Annotated in this window: 22 protein-coding genes; 11 read left to right on the top strand and 11 right to left on the bottom strand. The window is 63.0% G+C overall.

The genetic code is table 11. From position 1 onward, the window contains the following. Positions 1 to 97 precede the first annotated feature (97 nt). Positions 98 to 340, bottom strand: a complete 243-nt coding sequence (locus AC0L2R_RS10710) for a type II toxin-antitoxin system Phd/YefM family antitoxin (protein ID WP_091596052.1) — start codon at positions 338 to 340, stop codon at positions 98 to 100. A gap of 291 nt (positions 341 to 631) precedes the next feature. On the opposite strand from AC0L2R_RS10710, the gene AC0L2R_RS10705 reads away from it, so the two are divergent. Together AC0L2R_RS10705 and AC0L2R_RS10700 are read left to right on the top strand one after the other, a co-directional pair. Beyond that, positions 632 to 1567 (top strand): cyclase family protein, encoded by a 936-nt coding sequence (locus AC0L2R_RS10705; protein ID WP_473508765.1) that lies wholly within the window; start codon positions 632 to 634, stop codon positions 1565 to 1567. A 193-nt stretch (positions 1568 to 1760) separates the two neighbouring features. After that, positions 1761 to 2588 (top strand): MBL fold metallo-hydrolase, encoded by an 828-nt coding sequence (locus tag AC0L2R_RS10700; RefSeq protein ID WP_473508764.1) that lies wholly within the window; start codon positions 1761 to 1763, stop codon positions 2586 to 2588. 40 nt (positions 2589 to 2628) lie between these two features. Here AC0L2R_RS10700 and moaB read toward each other — a convergent pair whose 3' ends face one another. The 7 genes from moaB to AC0L2R_RS10665 all read right to left on the bottom strand — a co-directional run bounded on the left by moaB (position 2629) and on the right by AC0L2R_RS10665 (position 7413). Continuing rightward, positions 2629 to 3186: a molybdenum cofactor biosynthesis protein B gene (gene moaB, locus AC0L2R_RS10695; RefSeq protein ID WP_473508763.1), complete on the bottom strand. Its 558-nt coding sequence runs from the start codon at positions 3184 to 3186 to the stop codon at positions 2629 to 2631. Next, on the bottom strand, positions 3173 to 4096 hold the full coding sequence (locus AC0L2R_RS10690; RefSeq protein ID WP_473508958.1) for a 4-(cytidine 5'-diphospho)-2-C-methyl-D-erythritol kinase: 924 nt from the start codon (positions 4094 to 4096) through the stop codon (positions 3173 to 3175). Before AC0L2R_RS10690 ends, moaB begins: the two co-directional genes overlap by 14 nt. Positions 4097 to 4100: 4 nt before the next feature. Continuing rightward, a complete protein-coding gene (locus tag AC0L2R_RS10685) occupies positions 4101 to 4286 on the bottom strand; it encodes a membrane protein (protein ID WP_027152312.1) in 186 nt (61 codons plus the stop codon). 81 nt (positions 4287 to 4367) lie between these two features. After that, entirely contained in the window at positions 4368 to 5234 is an 867-nt protein-coding gene (locus AC0L2R_RS10680) for a S49 family peptidase (RefSeq protein ID WP_473508762.1), read from the bottom strand. 85 nt (positions 5235 to 5319) lie between these two features. Continuing rightward, complete coding sequence (locus AC0L2R_RS10675) at positions 5320 to 6120, bottom strand: tRNA1(Val) (adenine(37)-N6)-methyltransferase (RefSeq protein ID WP_473508761.1); 801 nt, start codon at positions 6118 to 6120, stop codon at positions 5320 to 5322. After that, a complete protein-coding gene (locus tag AC0L2R_RS10670; RefSeq protein WP_023799382.1) occupies positions 6120 to 6344 on the bottom strand; it encodes a putative signal transducing protein in 225 nt (74 codons plus the stop codon). The genes AC0L2R_RS10675 and AC0L2R_RS10670 overlap by 1 nt, the downstream gene beginning before the upstream one ends. Before the next feature lie 163 nt (positions 6345 to 6507). Further along, on the bottom strand, positions 6508 to 7413 hold the full coding sequence (locus tag AC0L2R_RS10665; RefSeq protein ID WP_473508760.1) for an AraC family transcriptional regulator: 906 nt from the start codon (positions 7411 to 7413) through the stop codon (positions 6508 to 6510). A gap of 191 nt (positions 7414 to 7604) precedes the next feature. On the opposite strand from AC0L2R_RS10665, the gene AC0L2R_RS10660 reads away from it, so the two are divergent. Continuing rightward, a complete protein-coding gene (locus AC0L2R_RS10660; protein WP_473508759.1) occupies positions 7605 to 7994 on the top strand; it encodes a nuclear transport factor 2 family protein in 390 nt (129 codons plus the stop codon). A 231-nt stretch (positions 7995 to 8225) separates the two neighbouring features. Beyond that, positions 8226 to 9242, top strand: coding sequence for a polyprenyl synthetase family protein (locus tag AC0L2R_RS10655; protein WP_077381375.1), 1017 nt, complete (start codon positions 8226 to 8228; stop codon positions 9240 to 9242). Positions 9243 to 9400: 158 nt separating this feature from the next. On the opposite strand, the gene AC0L2R_RS10650 is transcribed toward AC0L2R_RS10655, so the two are convergent. After that, on the bottom strand, positions 9401 to 10309 hold the full coding sequence (locus AC0L2R_RS10650) for a helix-turn-helix transcriptional regulator (protein ID WP_473508758.1): 909 nt from the start codon (positions 10307 to 10309) through the stop codon (positions 9401 to 9403). Between the two features lie 39 nt (positions 10310 to 10348). Here AC0L2R_RS10650 and AC0L2R_RS10645 point away from each other — a divergent pair, with 39 nt between their 5' ends. Further along, positions 10349 to 10738, top strand: coding sequence for a hypothetical protein (locus AC0L2R_RS10645; RefSeq protein WP_473508757.1), 390 nt, complete (start codon positions 10349 to 10351; stop codon positions 10736 to 10738). Between the two features lie 94 nt (positions 10739 to 10832). Further along, a complete protein-coding gene (locus AC0L2R_RS10640; protein WP_473508956.1) occupies positions 10833 to 12608 on the top strand; it encodes a tetratricopeptide repeat protein in 1776 nt (591 codons plus the stop codon). A 67-nt stretch (positions 12609 to 12675) separates the two neighbouring features. On the opposite strand, the gene AC0L2R_RS10635 is transcribed toward AC0L2R_RS10640, so the two are convergent. Beyond that, positions 12676 to 14502 carry a patatin-like phospholipase family protein gene (locus AC0L2R_RS10635; protein ID WP_473508756.1) on the bottom strand — a complete coding sequence of 609 codons (1827 nt, stop codon included), beginning with the start codon at positions 14500 to 14502 and terminating at the stop codon, positions 12676 to 12678. A gap of 294 nt (positions 14503 to 14796) precedes the next feature. Here AC0L2R_RS10635 and AC0L2R_RS10630 point away from each other — a divergent pair, with 294 nt between their 5' ends. Together AC0L2R_RS10630 and glyS are read left to right on the top strand one after the other, a co-directional pair. Then, positions 14797 to 15840, top strand: a complete 1044-nt coding sequence (locus AC0L2R_RS10630; protein WP_473508755.1) for a glycine--tRNA ligase subunit alpha — start codon at positions 14797 to 14799, stop codon at positions 15838 to 15840. A gap of 431 nt (positions 15841 to 16271) precedes the next feature. Next, on the top strand, positions 16272 to 18695 hold the full coding sequence (gene glyS / locus AC0L2R_RS10625; RefSeq protein ID WP_473508754.1) for a glycine--tRNA ligase subunit beta: 2424 nt from the start codon (positions 16272 to 16274) through the stop codon (positions 18693 to 18695). 34 nt (positions 18696 to 18729) lie between these two features. Here the strand turns inward: glyS and AC0L2R_RS10620 are convergent, their stop codons facing one another. Then, complete coding sequence (locus AC0L2R_RS10620) at positions 18730 to 19188, bottom strand: hypothetical protein (protein ID WP_287245136.1); 459 nt, start codon at positions 19186 to 19188, stop codon at positions 18730 to 18732. A gap of 158 nt (positions 19189 to 19346) precedes the next feature. Here AC0L2R_RS10620 and AC0L2R_RS10615 point away from each other — a divergent pair, with 158 nt between their 5' ends. The 3 genes from AC0L2R_RS10615 (at position 19347) to AC0L2R_RS10605 (ending at position 22513) form a co-directional block, all read left to right on the top strand. Further along, a complete protein-coding gene (locus AC0L2R_RS10615) occupies positions 19347 to 20318 on the top strand; it encodes an L-threonylcarbamoyladenylate synthase (RefSeq protein WP_473508753.1) in 972 nt (323 codons plus the stop codon). Positions 20319 to 20328: 10 nt separating this feature from the next. Beyond that, on the top strand, positions 20329 to 21759 hold the full coding sequence (locus AC0L2R_RS10610; protein ID WP_473508752.1) for an FAD-binding oxidoreductase: 1431 nt from the start codon (positions 20329 to 20331) through the stop codon (positions 21757 to 21759). Positions 21760 to 21943: 184 nt separating this feature from the next. Then, on the top strand, positions 21944 to 22513 hold the full coding sequence (locus AC0L2R_RS10605) for a DUF6101 family protein (RefSeq protein ID WP_473508751.1): 570 nt from the start codon (positions 21944 to 21946) through the stop codon (positions 22511 to 22513). Positions 22514 to 22571: the final 58 nt, after the last annotated feature.

Here is a 22571-nt window from a genome sequence, read left to right as displayed (position 1 = left end):
CGTTTCTTTGCCGGTAAGCGGGCGAGGACGGTCGCGTCGTCTGTGTTCCTCCGAAGGAGCCATGCGACCGCAACGGACGCATCAAGGACGAAGACCATTAGTAGCGATGGCTGTCATGCTTCCAGGCCAGAACCTCCTCGGCGGTGACGGGCTTGGCCCTGGACCGCGCGGCGCGGACTTCTTCGATCAGGGCGCCCAGGTCGTTAATTTTGGGAATTCGGCTCAGTTTCGCGATCGGTTCGTTGCCGCGCGAAATGATGACTTCTTCGCCGGCTTCGACCTTGGCCAGCAGATTTGACAGGTGTGTCTTGGCCTCTCCGACCTTGACGGTGATGGTCATGGTTCTCTCCTGAGGTCGCGCGTCAGCGCCGTCGTCGAGCGGCGTGTGGACAGAACGGCAATCGGGAACTTTAGACGACGGCAACGCGATTTTTCCGTGTTGGTCAACGCTTGATCTTACGACAATTATCCGGAGCGATTGAAGCAAATTGAATCAGCCGACGAACTCCTGCATGCGGTGATGGCCGGGCATGATGGAACCGCATTGGCGCGATATTCGTGGGAGGGATGCACATGCTTGTCGTCCCGCGGGAAACTCGCGATACTCGGCGAGATTTCGGGGAGATCGCAGATGAATATATCCAAATTCGTTCGTATCGCCTTGCTGGCAGCCGCTTGCTCAGTGCCAACGATCGTGGTGGCGCAGGAGTTGTCGCTTTGGTCGGTTTATGAGAACACGCTCAAATCGGCCAAGTACATCGATCTGACCCATGCCTTCGAGCCGGTGCAGCCGGTATGGCCGGGCTTCGCCAACGCCAGGTTCAAGCCGGCTGTCGCCGGGAAGGATATCGAGGGCTACGTCAAGGCCGGCGAAGAGTTCACTTACGACAAGCACGGGTTTGTCGCGAGCGCCTACGAGTTGGCGACGGACCAATATGGCACGCAGCTCGATCCGCCCTCCCACTGGAACCCGCTCGGCGCAACGATCAGCGACCTGCCGGCCACCTATGCCGTGCGGCCGCTCGTCGTCATCGACATCAGCAACAAGGTGCAGGCTGACGAAGGCTATCACCTCCAGGTCGCCGACATCGAAGAGTGGGAAAAGCAGCACGGCCGCATACCGGAAGGTTCAGTCGTCTTCGTGCGTTCGGATTGGTACAAGAAATGGTCCGATGCCGCGCGCTTCAACCAAAAACCGTTTCCAGGCGTCAGTTTGGACGCACTGAAATTCCTGCATCTGGAGCGGAAGATTCTGTTTCATGGTCATGAACCGCTCGACACCGACACCACGCCCAATCTCGAAGGCGAACACTGGCTGCTTCACAACGATTTCACTCAGGCAGAAGGCGTTGCAAATCTCGACAAGGTGCCAGAGGCCGGTGCGTTGGTCACAATCGGCTTCGCCAAGCCGCTCGGCGGGTCAGGCGGATATGCGCGTTACATCGCGATTGCACCCGCCGACTGGACCGAGGGCGTCTCGGTCACCGAAGCGCCTGGTGCGCCGCTTTCCCGGCAAACCGCGCCGCTCAAGCGCGACGAGAGCGGCGTCTTCCGTCCGACGCCCTGATCACTGGGCGTTAGCAATCGGGGCGGCCTGGGGTGTGGCGGGTCCCTTTCCATGCGATTTGTCTGCAAGTCGGGACAAGGTCCAGACGACCGGTCCCTCCGGCGCTCGCGAAAACGTGACTGTCCCGACGATAGCCACCACGATTGCTAGCGCTATCGTGGCACGCGTGCCAATCCTGCCACGGGAGACAGCCTTGCTCCGCCTGTCCGCCGCTGTTCTGCTGACTGTGGCTTTCTGGCCGTTCGCCGCTTCGGCCCAGGAAGAGCCGCCGCCGTCGAGATGCGTTGCGATCGCTGAAGCGCTGCCGTCGGCCACCTTTGCCAGCTTCACGGCGCCAAAGGCGCAGACGTCTCGGCTGGCCCAGGCTTTCGTCGATGGCGACGTTACGATCACCTATGCCGGCCATTCGACCTACGTGATCGAGACACCCTCCGGCGTCAGGATCGCCACTGACTTTTCCGGCGTCTATGGCGCTGACCCGCTGCCGCGCGTCGTGACTATGAACAAGGCCCACCGCACCCACTATTCGGACCATGTCGATCCCGGCATCGAATATGTGTTGCGCGGCTGGAATCCGGACGGCGGTCCGGCGCGCCACGCGCTTGTCGTCGACGATGTCTATATCCGCAACGTGCCGACGGATATCCGCAATGGCGGCGATCTCGGCAAGGACGGCAATTCCATCTTCATTTTCGAAGTGGCTGGACTCTGCATCGGCCATCTCGGCCATCTGCATCACCGGCTGGAGGACGCGCATTACGGCGCCATCGGCAGGCTCGATATCCTTATGGTGCCGATCGACGGCGGCATGACGCTGTCGCTCGACCGGATGACCGAAATCACCGCGCGGCTCTATTCCTCGATGATCCTGCCGATGCATCGCCATTCGACCCCGATCAGCGAGTTCACAGGCAGGATGGGCGACGATTTCGCGGTGGAATTTCTCTCCGGCCGGTCGCTGACAGTCTCACTGAAGACGCTGCCCGACCGGCCCACGATCATCATTCTCGAAGGTGTATGATCGCTTCGGCTCGATCCAATCCGCCATGCGTGGCCTTTTGCTAACTTGTCTTGGTGCCGCCGCGCCGCAGATGTTCGTCCAGGCGCGGCATGATCTCGACGAAGTTGCAGGGCATGTGCCGGTAGTCGAGCTGCGGCTTCAGGATGCCGTCCCAGGCGTCTTTGCAGGCGCCGGGCGAACCCGGCAGCACGAAGACGAAGGTCGCGTTGACGACGCCGCCGGTTGCCCGGCTCTGGATCGTCGACGTGCCGATCTTGTCGTAGGAAATGCGGTGGAACACTTCGGAAAAGCCGTCCATGCGCTTTTCGAAGATCGGCTCCAGCGCCTCCGGCGTTACGTCGCGGCCGGTAAAACCGGTCCCGCCGGTGGTGATGACGACATCGATCGCTTCGTCCCTCGACCAGGCCAGAACCTTGTCGCGGATTTTCTCGCGGTCGTCGGTGACGATGTCGCGGCCGGCGAGAATATGGCCGGCCTCGACGATTCGGTCGGCCAGCACGTGGCCGGATTTGTCGTCGGCAGGGCTGCGCGTATCGGAAACGGTCAGCACCGCGATGCGCACGGGAATGAAGGAACGGCTTTCGTCAATCCTGGCCATATGCGTCAGGCTCCGATGTCATGCTTCGCGTCGCGGCGACGAACCAGTCGGGATGGCGGCTGCGGATATCGACGGCGGCCCGCTTGGCGACATTGCCGGTCTCGAACAGCCCAAAACAGGTCGCACCGGAACCGGACATTCGCGCGAACCCCGCTCCGGCCTTGTTAAGCACCGAAAGCGCCTTGCCGATGATCGGTTGGATCGCCCGTGCCGCAGGCTCGAGATCATTGCGGGTGATCTCCAGCCAATTACGGATACTGTGGAAGTCGAGGTCGCGCGGCAGCGGCGGCAGTCCCTCATTGTCGCGATCAGAAAGCGCATTGAACACTTCGGCCGTGGAGATGGCAGTGCCGGGATTGACGAGAACCAGCCCGAGCGCGGGAAAGCCCGGCACGGCCGACAGTTCGTCACCGACGCCGCGCGCGATCAGCGGCCTTGCCATAAGGCACATGGGAACGTCGGCGCCCAGCGAGAGGCCGAGCCGCGCCAGGTCGGCATCGTCGAGGTCCAGCCTCCATGTCTCAACCAGCCCGCGCAGCGCCGTTGCGGCGTCGCTCGACCCGCCGCCGACCCCGGATGCGACCGGCAGGTTCTTTTCGAGCCTGATTGCGACCGGCGGCGTATGCCGCGCACCAGCCTGTTTTCGCAGCGCATCGCGCGCTCTCACGACCAGATTGCTGTCGTCGAGCGGGACTGCGGAGGCATATCGGCCCGACACGAAAAACCCGTCGTTGTCGGCGAGCTCGATGTCAACCCGGTCGCCGAAGCGCGTGAACACCGCCAGGCTCTCGATCGTGTGATAGCCGTCGGCACGCCTGCCGGTGACGTGCAGCGCGAGATTTAACTTGGCATGCGCATGCAAAGCCCGGACCCTATTGCCGGAAGCTACTGTCTCAGCCACGAGGGGGATGATGTCAGTCCTTGGCCAGGCGGTATTCGCCGGTCTTCGGGTCCCTGACCAGCGTGCCCATTGTGCCGTTGCTAGCCTGCTTTTCGGTGCGCCGTATCTTGGCCGTCACGCGCTCGGCTTCCCTGACGAAGGAGCGATAGCCGAAATAGGCGAGCAGGCCGACTGCGATAAAGAAAATGATCTGTGGCATGTCAAACTCCTCCCTCGCAAGGCCGACTGCGGCGCCCGTCGGGCCGATCAAGCTTTCAAGTTAAACGCTTTCGCCGGTTTTTCAAAGCCCGAAGCGCGCCCACAGCGCGCGCTCTTCCGCCGCATCGATCACGCCGCTTGCGGCAGCAGCGGCGATCTCGGGCGCCGAAAAGCCGCCTCTGTTTGAGCCGAACCAGCCGAAGCGGCCGAACAGGCCGCGCGGCGCCGTGATCAGCTTGAGCTGGGTTTTCGGCCCGAAGCGAGCCCTCAGCACGCTGCGCATATCGCCGAGCGCATCGACAAGGCCGAGCTCCAGTCCCTTCTTGCCGGTCCAGAACAGGCCGGTGAACAGGTCCGGGTCGTCCTTGAGCTTGGCCCCGCGCCGGTCCTTGACGAGGTCGATGAAGGTCTCGTGGACCTCGAGTTGCAGCGCCTTCAGCCGCTCGATATCTTCCTTCTTCTCTGGCTTGAACGGATCGAGCACCGCCTTGTTCTGGCCGGCCGTATGGACGCGGCGCTCGACGCCGATCTTCTTCAACAGCTCGGGAAAGCCGAACGAGGCCGACACCACGCCGATCGAACCGACGATAGACGACGGATCGGCAAAGATCTCGTCGCCGGCGACCGCGATCATGTAGCCGCCCGATGCTGCCACGTCCTCGACGAAGACCAGGACCTTTTTGTTCTTCTCGCTCGCCAGGTCGCGGATGCGTCTGAAGATCAGCCGCGACTGCACCGGCGAGCCGCCCGGCGAATTGATGGAAATGGCGACCGCGGGCGCGTCGAAGGAAAACGCCTTCTCGATGGGGCCGGCGGTGGATGCCAGCGACAGGCTCGGCCGGAACGGGCCGCCGCCGGGCATGATGGTGCCGTGCAGCCGGATGACGGGAATGGTGACGATGTCGGAGCGCCAGGATTTCGGCAGCAGGCGGTTCAGGAAGCGTTTCACGGGGTCTCCGGTCAAATTGGCTTGAAGGCATGTAGGGATTCGCCGGCCAACGGCAATGCCGCGACGCGGGGCCGGCCAAAAAGGCTCAGTCGCCGAACAGCGAAGCCATCCCGTTGTTGATCATCTCGGTCCGCTCCGTGGGGCCGTCACCGGATTGCGCGTGCAGCATCAGCGGCGGGCGGATCGACAGTTTTCCGCGTGCGCCGAGGATTGCCCTGACGACGATGCGGATCGCCGCTGCCTCGGGGCGGGGGTGGACGGCCAGCATCTCGGTGTCGCCGAAGCGGCCTGATATCGCATCGAGGATGGCGCCGAGCTGATCGGGCCTGGCAATCACGGCAAGACCGCCGCGCGGCCTGACCACAGCAGCCGCGCTTCGGATCCAGCTGTCGAACAGCCCGTCCTCCATCACATGCGCCGCCTTCCTGAGCGGGTCGGGCGTGGCGCGATCCTCGGCGGCGTTGAAGGGCGGGTTCATGATGACGAAATCGAAGGAATTGTCGGCAAGCCCGGTGGCGGTTCGCGCCTGGCCCGACAGCGCGACGTCGGCGGCGAGCACCGAGGCGCGGTCGTTGAGATGCGCATTGCCGGGGTGGGCAAGCGTCGTTGCGGCGAAGGCCGCCATTTCCGGAGACCGTTCGATGAGCACGGCCTCGGCGTCAGGACAGCGCGACAGCACGGCCAGTCCTGCGGCGCCAGCACCCGCGCCGAAATCGGCAAGGCGCCCGGCGAAGGAGGACGGCACTGCAGCCGCCAGCATCATGGCGTCCATGCCGGCGCGATGGCCTGCCTGTTTCGGCTGCACCAGCCAGAACCGCCCGCGATGGAAAGCATCGACCGTATGGGCCGGCGTGTCCTGGACAAGGGTGGCGCGCGCCGCGGACATTACTTCTGGCGCATCTCGTTGGCGATGCCGGCATCCGTCAGGATGCGCCGCGCCGCATCGGCCTGGTCGGCTTCGACCATGATGCGCCTGGGCAGGATGCCGATCGAACCGTCGAGCACGCTCATGTTCTGGTCGGCGACGAAACAGCCGATGCCGGCATCGCGCATCAGCGATTCGACAAAGGAGATGATCACGGCGTCGTTGGTGCGGATAAGCTCTATCATAGGACGAAACTCGCAGGTTGCAGCGTCTATGTAAACGTGGCTGGCTTCCGTCGCCACCTCGACCGCGCCAAGACGGCGAGACTGCCGTGGGGATCTCCTAAGCAGCGCCGGGTCAATTCGTTGGCAAAACTGATGTGGAGAGTTGAGCCGGCAAGTGGCTCGATCAGCGGAAAGCCGCCCGAAATTCAGCCGGAGCCTGTCCAACGTTCGCTCGGAAGAATTTGGAAAAGTTGGTAGCCTCGTCATAGCCGAGGCCCTCAGCGATCAGGTAGACCGGCCGATCCGTATGCGCGAGGAGCCGCTTGGCCTCCAGTGCAATGCGCCGTGCAATGCAGTTCTTGGCGCTGAGCCCCGCCGCCTCTCTCGTCGCCCGATTGAGACTCTTTTGCGTGCAGCCGAGCGCGTCGGTATAAGGGCCGACCTGGTGCCAACCGGCAAAGTTCGCTTCAAGCAATTCCTGAAACCTCGCAAACCGCTTCAAGGCGGGTTTGTGGCGGGTGGCAGCGGCGCGCTGCCTGCCGCTGAGCAGGTCAAGTCGCAAGATAAGCATACATAGCTGGTGTCTGAGGAGTGTGTGAACGACCTCGACCGGCGTCGCATCGGCCCGAGCGTCGGCTGCCATGGTGACGATCGCCTCGGAAGTCGTCCGAAAATCCCGCTCGTCCAGCACAAGATGGTCCGGCATGCGGTCGAGCATGCGTCCAGGCAGGAGGTCCGCGGGGACGTCGGAGGCGGTCGGCAGGAAGTCCGAACGGAAGAGGATCAGCCAGCCTTCCCACTGTATTTCGTGGCCAAAACTGTGCACCTGGCCCGGGCGCAATACCAGGATCGACCCGGGCGAACAGCTCACCGGTTCGAAGTCAACGATTTGCCTGGGCGCCCCCTCGGTCACCAGAAGGAGCATGTGGAAATCGTAGCGATGCGTCGCCCGCACCCTTGCCGGCGATGATCGGCGACGAATGTCGGAGAATGGGAAGATTTCTACGTCGAGCATGCGCCCGGAGGGTGTGTAGCCCATCCAGGTGAGATTCGCGGAAGACTTCCGCATGGCGAACTCCGGCGCGCGCAACTCCAAGAATGTCCAATATGTATCTGAAATGCGCCAGATTCAACCGAGAGTCAGGCGTATTGTTCGCATAGTTATCCGGCATCGGCTTTTCAGGAACGTGGAGACCGATCCCGAAACCGGAAAGTATCGGTTCGGTGGGCGCGGTTGGAGATGCCTGTCGCGTCAACGTCAAAGCAGCAGAGGTAAAAAAGATGAGCAATATCGATATCGCGAAGGCGTATTTCAAAGCTGTCCAATCGGGCGATCAGGCCGCCCTCGGCGGGATTCTTGCGCCCGAAATCGTCTGGCATCAGCCTGGAACCAACCGATTTTCCGGCGCCAAGAACGGCATGGCCGAGCTTGGGGCGATGCTGGGGGGCATGATGGAGGCTTCGGGCGGCAGTTTCGCCATCACCAAGGTCAATCGGTACCTTACCAACGGCGATCTGGTGGCGGTTGAACTCGAGTTCGCCGGCGAGCATGGCGGCCTGAAACTGTCGCAGTCCGGCATCGACGTCCTGCGCATCAAGGACGGCAAGATCGTTGAAGTGTGGCTGTTCTCGTCCGACCCCGAGCAGGAAGACGCCTTCTGGGGGCGTTGATCCAGGGAACTTGGGCGGCAAGGGGGCGCCTGGCAACGGCTGCATCAGGCGCTCCTGTAGCCAGGCTGCCCGTCTCATCCCCAGCCTCCGTTCGCTGCAGATCAAACCGGACAACTCGTCTGCTTAGGACACCGCGCCAAATCGCCTCTTGCCGTGCCTGTGGGTAGCGCCCTAGAGTCTGCGGCGGTATCGGGGTGCCGTCGTGCGCGTGACATAAGACGGGAGTTTGTCGTGGGTGTCGTTCTCAACATCGAAAACGGAAAGCGGGAAGCCGCCTCCATTAAGGATCTCATCGACCTGACTTCGGCCGATATGGGGCGCGTCAACAAATTGATCCTGTCGAAGGCCGGTTCCGACGTCGAGATGATCCCGGAGATTGCCAACCACCTGATCTCTTCGGGTGGCAAGCGGCTGAGGCCGATGCTGACGCTCGCCTCAGCGCAGATGTTCGGCTATTCCGGCGAGGGCCATGTCAAGCTCGCCACATCAGTCGAGTTCATGCACACCGCCACGCTCCTCCACGACGATGTCGTCGACGAGAGCGGCATGCGGCGCGGCAAGAAGACCGCCCGCATGATCTGGGGCAACCAGGCGAGCGTGCTGGTCGGCGATTTCCTGCTCGGCCAGGCTTTCCGCATGATGGTCGATGTCGGTTCGCTGGAAGCGCTCGACATCCTGTCCAGCGCCGCCTCGATCATTGCCGAGGGTGAGGTGATGCAGCTCGCCGCCGCCAAGAACCTCGAAACCACGGAGGATGAGCATTTCGCGGTGATCAAGGCCAAGACCGCTGCCCTGTTCTCGGCCGCCGCCGAGGTCGGTCCGGTCATCGCCCAAGCGACGCGAAACGATCGCGCGGCGCTGCGCTCCTATGGCATGAATCTCGGCCTTGCCTTCCAGCTGATCGACGATGCGCTGGATTATGGCGGCACCAGCAAGGATCTGGGCAAGAATGTCGGCGACGACTTTCGCGAAGGCAAGGTGACGCTGCCGGTGATCCTCGCCTACCGGCGCGGCACCAAGGCCGAACGCAGCTTCTGGAAGCGCGCCATCGAGGACAATGTCACCGATGACGCCGGGCTGGAAAAGGCGATCGGATTGATGACCCGCCACGGCGCTATCGCCGACACCATCGGGCGCGCCGGCCATTTCGGCGAGATCGCCCGCGACGCGCTGGCGCCGCTTGAAGCGACGCCGCAGAAATCGGCGCTGCTCGACGTCATCGATTTCTGCATCAGCCGGGTGAACTGAGAGACATCGCCGCCATTTGGCCGGCACGGCGCCGGCCCGTGATTTTGGTCTTCCCCGATGAACCATTGCGGCGGTGAAATCATGCACGTTCCGCAGCAGCATGGTTAGCAGCAGGGCAGGGCTCCGTGACGGTCAGCGCGCCCGGCAAACTGTCGAGGTCATGAAAATGACCACGCGCTCTTCAGCAGCGCCACGAGCTCGCTCTGACGGCTGGTTTCGGTTTTCCGGAAGATTCGCTCGAGATAGGTGCGGGCCGATTTGACGGCGATGCCGATTTCCATGGCCGCCTCCTGCACCGAATGGCCGGAGGCCAGCTCGACGGCGAGCCGGGCTTCCGCCGGCGTCAGGTCGAACAGGCCTGAAAGCACATTGGGCGACGGAACAGTGGCGCCGGTACCGACCGTGGTTGCGACAACCAATACATCTGCACCCGAAAAAATATCGTATGCGGCGCGGCGCAGCGGCAACAGCTGAATGACCAGCGCGGGCCGCCCTTTGATGGCCGCAACCGGGATGGACCGCACGACGCGGTTATCCCGGTTCTGCGCGATGGCCTGCTGGAAAAGCGCGTTTGCAGTTTGATCGGCAATCGCCATACCACCATGGGCTGTGGGAAGGAAGACGTCCGCCATGCCTTCGAAAAGCGGATTGGCCGTCAGCACACGGCCCGATCCACTCATGATTGCGGCCGGCAGCCCGATTTCCCGGAGAATGGATACGGCGGTCCTGGCCCGTTCCAGACCCAGGCGCCCGGCGACGAGGCCGGCCCGTGCGACGTGCGGACGCAGTCCGTTCAACAGATCGATTGCGGCCTGGTCATAACTCCCGTCCTTCAGCCAGCGCTGGAAGACAAAAAGGACAAGCTCGCCGCCAGGCATGGGGATGGCTGTGCATAGATGCGGCCCGATGCCAAACGCGGTGGCACTTTTGCGAACGGGATCGCGCTCGATCTCCTCGCAGGTGATGAAATTATCGACCCGCACAAAGCTTGCTGGCTGCGCGGCGCACATGCGCTTCACGCTCTCGGAAAACCGCCAAGTATCCCGCTTCATGAATTCGTCGAGCAAAGGCTGGAGATGCGTTTCGGTGATGGCGCGGACCGGCGAATGATCGCTGACTACAAAGATCGCGCCGTTTGCCGAGCGGGAGATCGCGCCTGCCGCCGCCAATACCTCCGGCCACAGCTCGGTCGCGAACGCCGCTTCGTAGATTCGATCGACAATGGCGAAGGCCTGCTGGCCCTGCGGCATTTCCAGCATTGGCATCTTCCTGGGCGAAGCAACGGCATCCATCTGCACGGTTCCACGCATCATTCCGCTGCGGAAACTATCGACGCCCGCCGCTTACGGATCGCTTACGGCATCGCGGCGCCGATGCTGCAGCAGGACAGGCCGGCAGCGCGTCAGGCCGGCAAATCGCGGTCGACGGTCGCAATTTGGCGCCTTTCCGCGTTGTTTTTGATAGCATTACCCGATTGTGAATTCGGGCCGGGTTGAAGCCTCACCCCAAAAAGGCCATGCTTAACGTGGAAAAGATCGAGTCAACGGCGATCCCGCTGACGCGGGTATGGCTTCGACTGAAAGGGATATGATGCGGCAAGGATGTGCGCGCTGGCTGGCAGGGCTGGCAATTGTGACGGGCATGGCGGTCTCCGGTCTGCCCGCCTATGCCAAAGAGACCACCGAGCCAGTCAATATCACGTCGTTCTCGGGGGCCTATCTTGCCGCGCGGGTCGCCGAAGTCGACAATGATCTCGACAGCGCCATCGCCTACTACAAGCAGGCGCTCGCCTTCGCTCCCGGTGACACCTCGTTGCAGCAAAGCCTGATGCTGTCGCTGATCGCGCAGGGGCGCTTCGAAGAATCCCTGGTCTATGCCGACAAGCTCAAGACGGTTCCCGACGTCGAGCGGTTCTCGCGCCTGGCGCTGGCCGTCGGCTCCTTTCACAAGAAGGACTTTTCCAAGGCCGAATACTGGCTCAAGCTTTCGCTCGAATCCGATCTCGACCGGCTGATCTCCGGCGTCATGACCGGCTGGGCCAAGCAGGGCGCCGGCGACCCCGGCGAGGCCATGGCCTCGATCGAAAAGCTGCAGGGCCCGGACTGGTTCGGCCTGTTCAAATCCTTCCATCGCGGGCTTATCGCCGATGCCTCGGGCCTGCCCGAAAAGGCGGATGCGATCTACGCCGCCACCTTGCAGGACACCGCGACCGGCGCCGCCGCGCCCGAAACCTGGATGCGCAACGCGCAGGCCTATGCCTCCTTCCTTGCCCGCAAGGGTGACAAGGACAAGGCGCTGTCCGTGCTCGATCAGGCCGAGGCATTTGCACCCGGCAAGGTCGAGATATCGGCGCTTCGCGACAGGATCACCAAGGGCGAGAAGATCGAACCCTTCGTTGCCGGCCCGTCCGACGGCGCCTCGGAAATTCTGCTCGATCTCGCCACCGCGCTCAATCGCGGCGGCGGTGAGCCGTTCGTCCGCCTCTATCTGCAATACGCCCTGGCGCTGAGGCCCGACAGCGACGCGGCCCTCGTCCAACTCGCCGCCGTCTCCGAGCAGTTGAAGGACGGCGAGGGCGCCATCGCCTTCTATCGCCGCATCCCGGCCGGTTCGCCGCTGAAGACGCTGTCGGAACTGCAGCTCGGCCTCAACCTTGCAGATCTCGACCGCTATGACGAGGCCATCGCCCATCTGAAGGCCCTCGTCGAAGCGCGTCCCGACGACATGCGCGCTTATCAGGCGCTCGGTGGCGTCTATGCCTCGAAGGAGGATTTCCGCTCCGCGGCCGGTCTCTATGACAAGGCGGTGGCGATGCTGAAGGCCCCGACCCGCGCCGATTGGAACATTTTCTACCAGCGCGGCATCGCCTATGAGCGACTGAAGGAGTGGCCGAAGGCCGAGCCGAATTTCCGCAAGGCGCTGGAATTGTTCCCCGACCAGCCGCAGGTTCTGAACTATCTTGGCTATTCCTGGGTGGACATGAACACCAACCTCGAGGAAGGCCTTCAGATGATCCAGAAGGCCGTCGAGCTCAGGCCGAGCGACGGCTACATCGTCGATTCGCTGGGCTGGGCCTATTTCCGCCTTGGCCGATTCGACGATGCGGTTCGCGAATTGGAACGTGCCGTTTCGTTGAAGCCGGAAGATCCGGTGCTCAACGATCATCTTGGCGATGCCTATTGGCGCGTCGGCCGCAAATTGGAAGCCACCTTCCAGTGGAACCAGGCTCGCGACCTCAAGCCGGATCCCGGCGTGCTCGCCGCCTTGCAGCAGAAACTGCTGAAGGGCCTGTCGCCGATCGAATCCAACACGGCGCAGGAAACCCCGAAGGTCAAGCCCGAACCGACGACTGCGCCAAAGGGCTGAATACTTCTGAATTCGATTATGCGGGGCTCGTCGCCGCTGTCGCTAAGGGTCTGGACTATAAGCCATGCTAATCGCGAGCGGTGCCGAGCACCGCTCGGAGCCCTGAGTCGTTCTGTTCCTCGATCCATCGGGTCGTACGGTCGTAGGCATCCGAAAACAACTCGGAATGCCGACTCCAATCCATGAAGCTGATCGTGTTGGAAACCTCCGGACAGATCAGGATGTCCTCTTCGCCGACGGCAATGTCCTGCGGCCGGTGTGCCAGCATGCTCGAGGCAATGACCTGAAGCATGCTGGGAACCCGAGGCAAGCGGGCACGACTGAAAGGGTTCAGCAAGGCCAATGCCAGTTCGGAAGCTCCGGGGATACGGTCATAATCTATGTCGTATTTCTGCGGTGCACTCGACCCGAAGGTAACGATGACATTGGGTCCGGTCTTGAGCTCCTTCATCTGCTCCAGCGGCAAATTGTTCATGATAGCGCCGTCCACCAGCATATCGCCGTCATCCGTAAAGAACGGCGGCAGGACGCCCGGGATGGAGCCGGACGCCCGAACGGCGTGCCAGAGCTTTCCACGACGGTGGAAATGGGGCTGACGGCTGCTCAGATTGGTCGAAAGCGCAAAGAACGGAAGCCAAAGATCCTCGATCAGAACGTCGCCGTATTCCAGCTGAAGGGCCCGATCAAACGCTTTGTGATCCAGAAGCGCGAAATGCGGCAAGGTGGGACGGCGAAACGCCCGGCTCTTGATAAATATGTTGTGGGTGCCTCGGTCGATCTGGTCGGCATCCAAGCCTCTTGCGAAGCCGGCCATCATCGCCGCGCCGGAACTTGTCCCGCCGAGATAGTCGAAGCAAGCGCCCGCCTCAACGAAAGCCTTGTAGACGCCTACATGAGCGCTGCCGAGGGACCCACCCCCTGCCGCGACGAAGCCCAGTGCCTTGCCCGAAATAAATCGGACCAGGCGCTGGAAATCGGACGCGTCGCCCAGCGCAACATGATGATGCTGGTCAACATAGGGTCGCTCATCGAGCCATGCAGAGGTACCGGAGACCGCAGCCGAGCGAGTGTCGTGAATCAGGACAAGCCGACTGGTCGATGGCCGATGGACCGATAGCGTCAGTTCCTCAGACGGGTTCAGGCGAGGCGAGCAGGACGCGTTGGCCAGCAACAGGACGGTATCGGCCTGGCGAATGCAGACTTGGGTCCATTCATTAGGTTCCTCATCGGCAACATAGACGATGAATTGGGCTTCCGCCTCCAGTTCGTTCAACCAGTTAAAGATCGGCTGGTCGTCGATCGGAAGACCTGGGAACTTCGCTTGGATGTCAAGCCGGGAAACGAACCGAGCGCGCGTGGCCGCGCCGAACGCTTGCCGCAGGTGCTGGATGAACACCGGTGAGATGCGACTTCCGCCGGCTGCAATGATCGCAAGCGTTCGGATCTTGGCAGGTTCCTTGAGACGCGACGAACTCGGAGATTGGATGGCAAACCGGCGCGCCAGAAATACCGTGACCGCCTCCCTCAGGCTCGGCAATGTCTCGGCCGCCTTCTCGAAATGATTGCGACCGATTTCAAGGACGATCGAATCGCGCGCTGCAAGGACAGTGGCCATGCGGGGTAGTCCCGCGAAGAAACCGATTTCACCGATGAGTTCACCCTGCGCGATCTCGGCGACCGATCCAGTCGAATCTCCTTTGTGTACCGTAAAGCGTCCAGACAGCACGATGAAAAACCTGTCCGACGCATCGCCTTCGCGAACCAGGACCTCACCGCGTCTCAGGACCCGACGGTCCGATTCGGCAGCTAAAGCCTCGAGCGCCAGCAACGACGCCCGATCGAACATCAATGTTGCCGACAATAAACTCGCTGCAAGAGAATCGACGGAGGACATCTGAGCCATCCCTTGGGAATTCATGACTTTGTCTCCTCGAGGGTGCTGGACGCCCCGCCGGATGATACCACACATGAGAGCCGCCGACGGCTGAGGCGCGGGGCTGATCGCTGGGCGCTCTCATCTCTGGCTCCCAGGAAGGGCCACGATCAGGCCGCCACGTCCCTGCCGTTTCGCCGTATGTCACGCGTTAACTCACCCGATTGCCTTGGCTGCGGCCGGCTCCTTGCCTTGACGCTTGCCGGTGGGCGCTCTAGGGAGGGCCGCATCCCCGTCTTTCCCGTCGAGGCCGCCGTGACAGTTGATATCCCAGCCCATATGCATCCCAGCCGCTCGTTCCAGGGGCTGATCCTGACTTTGCATAACTACTGGGCGGACTATGGCTGCGTCGTTCTCCAGCCCTATGACATGGAAGTCGGTGCCGGCACGTTCCACCCGGCGACGACCTTGCGCGCGCTGGGGCCAAAGCGCTGGAACGCGGCCTATGTGCAGCCTTCGCGCCGGCCGAAGGACGGGCGCTACGGCGAGAACCCGAACCGGCTGCAGCACTATTACCAGTACCAGGTGATCCTGAAGCCGAACCCGCCCAATCTGCAGGAACTTTATCTCGGCTCGCTGGCGGCCATCGGCGTCGATCCGCTTCTGCATGACATCCGCTTCGTCGAGGACGACTGGGAAAGCCCGACGCTCGGCGCCTGGGGGCTGGGCTGGGAGTGCTGGTGCGACGGCATGGAAGTGTCGCAGTTCACCTATTTCCAGCAGGTCTGCGGCATCGAATGCGCGCCGGTGGCGGGCGAGCTCACCTACGGGCTGGAGCGGCTGGCCATGTATGTGCAGGGCGTCGACAATGTCTACGACCTCAACTTCAACGGCCGCGACGGCGCCGACAAGGTGACCTATGGCGAGGTCTTCCTGCAGGCCGAGCAGGAATATTCGCGGCACAATTTCGAATTCGCCAATACCGCGATGCTGCTTCGGCATTTCGAAGACGCCGAAGCCGAGTGCAAGGCGCTGCTCGATGCCGGCGCGCCCCTCTCCCCCCTCGAGGGGGAGATGCCCGCGGAGCGGGCAGAGGGGGTCGCCTCAGAAGGCACCGCAAGCAAGGTCCCAGCGACTCCTCCCGCGTCTGGCCACCCCCTCAAGGGGGAGGGGAACCACCGTCTGGTATTTCCCGCCTACGACCAGTGCATCAAGGCCAGCCACGTCTTCAACCTGCTCGACGCGCGCGGCGTGATTTCGGTCACCGAGCGGCAGAGCTACATTTTGCGGGTGCGCAATCTGGCGAAAGCCTGCGGCGAGGCGTTTTTGCTGACGCAGGCAGGTGGACCGGCGGCTTAGCGGCGACTTTCAAGTCGAACGTGCCGCCGGGTCCGATGCTCTAACTCCAGAGGCTGTTTGCGATTTCGACTGAAGCGATGATTGGCAATACGCCTTGGCCGCTGGAGCCAGCCATTGTCCGCAGCGCTTGTCTAACGCCAGGCATCGTGAACGTGCCATGAGCCTGCGCCGCAAAGCAGGCGCTGAGCGCGAGGATCTGCAGGAATGTCGATGCCGTCTTCATGGTCGTTCAGCCAATAGTTCTCTGCCTGAGCGTTGGTCGCTTCAGCGCTGCGTTCGGTTCATGGAGATCTTTGACCCAAGGACGGACGACCCCGCTTCGACCCGACAGACAGCGGAATATTTTGGCAAACGTCCGTGGATGCGCCGATTGCATGGGGCCAGCCGAGTTGCTATGCCGCCTGGACCATTTCGCCGCGTGAGCACAATTTATGCCCGACCTGCTTTTAGAACTCCGTTCGGAAGAGATCCCCGCGCGCATGCAGCGCAAGGCGGCGGGCGACCTGAAGAAGATGATGACGGACGGTTTGGTCGAGGCCGGGCTGACCTATGAGGCGGCGCGCGAATATTGGACGCCGCGCCGGCTGGCGCTCGACATTCGCGGCGTGACCGCGCGCTCGAAGGACATAAGCGAGGAGATCAAGGGACCCTCGACCAAGGCGCCAGAACAGGCGGTCCAGGGTTTTCTGCGCAAGGCCGGTCTTTCCTCGATCGCCGAGGCGCATGTCCACGCCGATCCGAAGAAGGGCGACTTCTATGTCGCCCATATCTCGAAGCCGGGCCGGGCGGCGGAGACGATAATCGGCGAACTGGTGCCGGGCATCATCCGCGACTTTCCATGGCCGAAATCGATGCGCTGGGGGCCGGCCTCGGCGAAACCGGGATCGTTGCGCTGGGTGCGGCCGCTGCAGTCCATCCTCTGCACCTTCGGCCCGGAGACCGAGGAGCCGGTGGTCGTCGATTTCGAGATCGACGGCATCCGCTCGGGCAACATCACCTACGGCCATCGTTTTCATGCGCCGGGCGCCATCAGCGTGCGCCGTTTTGACGACTATGCCGCCAAGCTGGAGGCGGCGAAGGTCGTGCTCGACGCCGACCGGCGCAAGCAGATCATCCTTGCCGACGCCAGGAATCTCGCTTTCGCCAACGGGCTCAACCTTGTCGAGGACGAGGGGCTGCTTGAGGAAGTGTCAGGCCTGGTCGAATGGCCGGTCGTGCTGATGGGCGAATTCGAGCAGGACTTTCTCGCCATTCCGGCCGAGGTGATCCGGCTGACGATCCGCGCCAACCAGAAGTGTTTTGTGACGCGGCCGCAGGGCGCCGGCGAGGAGCTTTCCAACCGCTTCGTCCTGACCGCCAACATCGAGGCCAGCGACGGCGGCAAGGAGATCGCCCACGGCAACGGCAAGGTGGTACGCGCCCGCCTTTCCGACGCGCTCTATTTCTGGAAGACCGACCAGGGCGATTTGCCCGACCTCGACCAGTTGCAGGCATCGGCGGAAAAGTTCGGGCTCGATCTCAAGAAGCCGCTCGACCAGCGCATGGCCCGCCTCGACCATCTCGGCGTCACCTTCCACGCCAAGCTCGGCACGCAGGGTGAGCGGGTGGAGCGGATTGCCCAACTGGCTGAAGAATTGGCGCCGATAGTGGCGAGCGGAATCTCCCCCATTGAGGGGGAGATGCCAAGTGGTGGCAAGGAGGGCAGGCCAGAGGGGGTCGTTGCGCGTGGGTCAGCGACCCCCTCTGTCGCCTTCGGCGACATCTCCCCCTCAAGGGGGGAGATTACCGCGCTCGCACGTCGCGCTGTCGTCCTGGCCAAGGCCGACCTCACCACCGAGGTGGTCGGCGAGTTCCCGGAATTGCAGGGCGCCATGGGCCGCAAATACGCGCTGCTTCAGGGCGAGCATCCCTCGGTTGCCGCCGCCGTCGAGGAGCACTATAAGCCGCAGGGCCCGTCGGACCGCGTGCCGACCGATCCGGTATCGGTGGCCGTAGCGCTCGCCGACAAGCTCGACATGCTGGTCGGCTTTTGGGCGATTGACGAAAAGCCGACCGGGTCGAAAGACCCCTATGCGCTGAGGAGGGCGGCGCTGGGAGTGATCAGGATTTTGGTCGAGAATCGTGTCCGGCTTGCGCTGACATCTCTCTTCGACCGCGCTTACCAGATGGCGAACTATCTTGCGTCCGGACGGCCCTTTAGCGCCGACCTCCTGTCCTTCTTCCACGACCGCCTAAAAGTCTATCTCCGCGACCAGGGCGCGCGGCATGATTTGATCGATGCTGTGTTGGCCGGTGGCGCTGCCCCCTCATCCGGCCCTTCGGGCCACCTTCTCCCCGCTGGGGAGAAGAGGATGGCACCATCGTTGGCGACCTCTTCTCCCCTCGGGGAGAAGGTGGCCGCAGAGCGGCCGGATGAGGGGGCTTCGCGGTCCAACGACGATCTCCTGCAAATCGTCCGCCGTGTCAAAGCCCTTGGCACCTTCCTCGACACCGAGGACGGCAAGAACCTGCTTGCCGGCACCAAGCGCGCGGCCAACATTCTGGCGGCCGAAGAGAAGAAGAAAACGACGATCGCCGAAAATGTTGAGCCGGCTCTATTCCGGGAAGATGCCGAGAAATCGCTGTTTGCCGCGGTGAATCAGGCCGAGAAGGAAGCCGGCCAAGCGATTCACAACGAAGACTTTTCCGCCGCCATGCTGGCGCTTAGCGCGTTGCGTGAACCGGTTGATTCATTCTTCGAACGCGTTCTTGTGAATGATGAGGACCAGGCCGTGCGCGCCAACCGCCTGGCGTTGCTGGCGCGCATCCGGGCAGCGACCGACCAGGTCGCGGATTTCTCGAAGATCGCCGGCTGAGGCTTGGCAGTTCAGGCGAGCGTCCCGCGAACTTCTATCTGGCCTGGTCGATCTCGGGGATGGGCGTTGGTTGCGGCGTTGCGGGCTCAGGCGGGCTGTTCGTTGCGGTAATTTTTTTGTCGGATTTCGTGGCCGCCGCAGGTGCTGCGGCAGCGGTTGTCGCGGCAGGTGCGGGGCTGGGCGCCGGTGTTGCGAAGGCGTCGCCGACGATGCCGCCGCGAATGATCATCGGGCTTTGCGTGAAATCATGCTTGGGCTTGGGCTGGCTCGGGATCGCAGAAACTTTTTCATAGGTGACATCGGGCACTGGTTCGCCGAGCGCCACGATCGAAGGCGTCGAGGAGTTGCCAGCCACCTTCGCCGGTTCAGGCGCACCGAGGCTGATGACGGACGGCGTCGAGGATGGTGCACCGGGAACAACGAAGGACGAAGCCTGTGCTGCGCCCGCCGCCAGAGTGAGGCCAAGCGCCCCCAAAATACGCACCCAGACCATGATAGTTCCCCTTGCCCAACAAGCCGGCACCATAGCGTCCGGAAATTGATGCGGGCTTGCCAGGAAAGCCAGCATTTTAGCGATTGGCAATTCGCTTCCGCCGGACTTGCCCCGTGAACGTCACCGTATTACGCACCCACATCTGTGAGGTGATGAGAGTGGCTGAGATACTTGCCGCCGGCGAGGCGATGGAGCGGGCGCTGGCGCTGCTCGAAGGCGGCGATGTCGTCGCCATTCCGACCGAAACCGTCTACGGGCTGGCCGCCGACGCCACCAATGGCGTTGGCGTGGCGCGCATCTTCGAGGTGAAGGGCCGGCCGCGCTTCAATCCGCTGATCGCCCATGTCGCCGATCTGGCGATGGCTGAGCGCATCGCGCTGTTCGATCCCGTGTCGAAAAGGCTGGCGCAGACATTCTGGCCGGGACCGCTGACGCTGGTGCTGCCGCAGCGGCCCGGCAACGGCATTCATCCGCTGGTCACCGCCGGGCTCGATACCATCGCGCTGCGCATGCCGAAAGGCTTTGGCGGCCAACTGATCGCCAGGCTCGGACGCCCGCTTGCAGCGCCCAGCGCCAATTCCTCAGGCAGGATCAGCCCGACGACGGCGGAGGCAGTGGCCGCCGATCTCGGTCCAAAAATCAAGCTGGTGATCGATGGCGGCGCGACGTCGGTCGGGGTCGAATCGACAATCGTGAAGATAGAGGGCGAAAAGCTGCAGCTGCTGCGGCCGGGCGGCATTGCCGCCGACGAGATCGAAGCGGCCGCCGGCATGAAGCTGCGGCGCGGCGCGGCGGGCATCGAGGCGCCGGGCATGCTCGCCTCGCATTACGCGCCGGTTGCTGCGGTGCGGGTCAACGCCGCAAAAGTCGCAAACGGCGAAGCCTTGCTGGCGTTCGGCCCGCGTCGCGCAGAAGGCTGGCAGGGCGCCGCCGCCTTGCGCAACCTGTCCGCAACCGGCGACCTGCGCGAGGCCGCGGCCAACCTCTTTGCCCACATGCAGGATCTCGATCGCAGCGGCGCCAAGACAATCGCCGTCGAGCCGATCCCCTCCGACGGGCTGGGCGAGGCGATCAACGACCGGCTTTCGCGCGCCGCCGCCCCTCGTGACAAGATCGATGGAGCACCATAGTTTCGCATCCATGAACGACATCTCAAGGGATATCGACCCCGCCATCATCGACCGCTTTGCGGCACTCGTCGGCGACAAATATGCGCTTCGCGACCAGCAGGATATCGCGCCTTACCTCACGGAGAGGCGTGGCCTGTGGCATGGCCGGACGGCGCTGGTGCTGAGGCCCGGCAGCGTCGACGAGGTCAGCCGCATCATGCAGCTGGCAACCGAGACGGGAACGCCGGTCGTGCCGCAAAGCGGCAACACCGGGCTGGTCGGCGCGCAGGTGCCGGACACGTCCGGCCGCCAGATCGTGCTGTCGCTGTCGCGGCTGAACCGCATCCGCGAGATCGACGTCCTGTCCAACACGGTCACCGTCGAGGCCGGAGTCATCCTGCAGACGCTGCAGGAAGCGGCCGATGCCGCCGACCGGCTGTTTCCGCTGTCGCTTGCCGCGCAAGGCTCCTGCCAGATCGGCGGCAATCTCTCTTCCAATGCCGGCGGCACCGGCGTTCTTGCTTATGGCAATGCGCGCGAGCTGTGCCTCGGCGTCGAGGTGGTGCTGCCGACCGGCGAGGTGTTCGACGATCTGCGCAAGCTGAAGAAGGACAACACCGGTTACGATCTAAAAAACCTGTTCATCGGTGCGGAAGGCACGCTCGGCGTCATCACCGCCGCCGTGCTCAAGCTTTTCCCAAAGCCCAAGGGGCGCGAGGTGGCCTTTGCCGGCCTGTCGTCACCTGAGGCGGCACTGTCCCTGTTCAGCCTGGCGATGGATCGCGCCGGTGCCGCACTCACTGCTTTCGAGCTGATCGGCCAGAGGCCCTACGATTTTACGCTGCTGCACGCGCCAGGCGTCGTGCGGCCGCTGTCCGGCGATTGGCCATGGTATGTGCTGATGCAGATCTCTTCGGGTCGCTCGGCTGAGGATGCGAGGGCCCTCATCGAGGAGGTGCTCTCAGCCGGCCTCGAGCAGGAGATCGTCGGCGATGCGGTGATTGCGGCGAGCATCGCGCAGGGCGATGCCTTCTGGAGTTTCCGCGAGCTGCTGCCCGAGGCGCAGAAGCCCGAAGGCGCCTCGATCAAGCACGACATTTCTGTGCCGGTGGCGGCCATCCCGCAATTCATCGAAAAGGCAGCCGGCGCCGTTCAAGCGGTCAGCCCCGGTGCGCGCGAGGTGTGTTTCGGCCACATGGGCGACGGCAATCTCCACTACAACATCTCCCGGCCGATCGGCGGCGATGACGAAGCGTTTCTCCGGCTCTACCACGCCATGAACAAGGCCGTGCACGATGTCGTGCGCAGCCTTCACGGCTCGATCTCGGCCGAGCACGGCATTGGCCAGCTGAAGCGGGATGAATTGATCGCGACAGCGCCGCCGATGGCGATCGAACTGATGCGCAGGGTGAAGACGGCCTTCGACCCGGCCGGGATCATGAATCCCGGTAAGGTTATCTGATCCTTTCGCCGTCTTGTGAATGGTTGCATTCCGATAACCATCGCCTCGAGATCAGCAAAATTTAACCGACTTTCTTAAGCGCTGCGATAAGAAGCCCGCGCTAATGTTTCCCCACAACGAGGCTGGAAAAACCGGCCCGGAGAACCGGAAGACCGGCTCTCAGGAGAGACAGGAAAGGCACGATATGAACACTGGACTGAAGCCAGTCTGGGCTGGGCGCAATATGCGCCTCGACCCACTCCGCCTGCCGCAGGTGGTGAGCTACGCGACGCGCGACGACTTTGGCGACGTTACCTTCACCATCGACCATCGTGGCGCCGTCATTCGCCGCGTGCTGGAGATGAGCGGCCTGCCGGCGTTCATCGCTCTGCCCGCCAATGCGTTTCGTGGCGTGGCAGCCCGCGCAATGGAGGGCCCGGACGGCAATGTCACGGTGACGCTGGAGCTTCTGCACAATGATCCGATGCTGTCGGTGCCGCTGCTGGTGGCCGACGATCTCGAGGATGTCGCCGCCGACTGGCGCGCCTGGGCCGATGCCTACCGTCTGCCGATGCTTCTGATCGAATCCGACGGCATCGCCCGCACCCTGGAGGAATCGCTTGGCGTCGCCATCAAGACATTACCCGCGCAGGACCGTCGCAGGGGTCGGCTTTCGACCATGCGTCGTCCGCGCTTCCTCGCCCGCCGCAGGGCCGGCGCCCTCGGCCTCAGGCTGGTGATCGGCGGCCAGGAGATTATTTCGCGCGACGAATAGTGCATGTCGCGCAAAAGTCCGTTGAAACGCGACGCGCTTAGGGTGTGTTGAGATTCAG

This window comes from Mesorhizobium sp. WSM4820, from assembly GCF_055811075.1.
The sequence above is the reverse complement of the archived record's forward strand: the minus strand, read 5'-3'. Positions and strand labels throughout refer to the sequence as shown.

Bases quoted from the DNA above. Each gene is read 5' to 3' on its own strand.
- AC0L2R_RS10660 (WP_473508759.1), top strand. From the start codon at position 7,605: ATGAGCAATATCGATATCGCGAAGGCGTATTTCAAAGCTGTCCAATCG.
- moaB (WP_473508763.1), bottom strand. From the start codon at position 3,186: ATGGCCAGGATTGACGAAAGCCGTTCCTTCATTCCCGTGCGCATCGCG.
- AC0L2R_RS10705 (WP_473508765.1), top strand. From the start codon at position 632: ATGAATATATCCAAATTCGTTCGTATCGCCTTGCTGGCAGCCGCTTGC.
- AC0L2R_RS10635 (WP_473508756.1), bottom strand. From the start codon at position 14,502: ATGTCCTCCGTCGATTCTCTTGCAGCGAGTTTATTGTCGGCAACATTG.
- AC0L2R_RS10645 (WP_473508757.1), top strand. From the start codon at position 10,349: ATGATCGCTGACTACAAAGATCGCGCCGTTTGCCGAGCGGGAGATCGC.
- AC0L2R_RS10670 (WP_023799382.1), bottom strand. From the start codon at position 6,344: ATGATAGAGCTTATCCGCACCAACGACGCCGTGATCATCTCCTTTGTC.
- glyS (WP_473508754.1), top strand. From the start codon at position 16,272: ATGCCCGACCTGCTTTTAGAACTCCGTTCGGAAGAGATCCCCGCGCGC.
- AC0L2R_RS10675 (WP_473508761.1), bottom strand. From the start codon at position 6,120: ATGTCCGCGGCGCGCGCCACCCTTGTCCAGGACACGCCGGCCCATACG.
- AC0L2R_RS10710 (WP_091596052.1), bottom strand. From the start codon at position 340: ATGACCATCACCGTCAAGGTCGGAGAGGCCAAGACACACCTGTCAAAT.
- AC0L2R_RS10610 (WP_473508752.1), top strand. From the start codon at position 20,329: ATGAACGACATCTCAAGGGATATCGACCCCGCCATCATCGACCGCTTT.
- AC0L2R_RS10605 (WP_473508751.1), top strand. From the start codon at position 21,944: ATGAACACTGGACTGAAGCCAGTCTGGGCTGGGCGCAATATGCGCCTC.
- AC0L2R_RS10640 (WP_473508956.1), top strand. From the start codon at position 10,833: ATGCGGCAAGGATGTGCGCGCTGGCTGGCAGGGCTGGCAATTGTGACG.
- AC0L2R_RS10620 (WP_287245136.1), bottom strand. From the start codon at position 19,188: ATGGTCTGGGTGCGTATTTTGGGGGCGCTTGGCCTCACTCTGGCGGCG.
- AC0L2R_RS10685 (WP_027152312.1), bottom strand. From the start codon at position 4,286: ATGCCACAGATCATTTTCTTTATCGCAGTCGGCCTGCTCGCCTATTTC.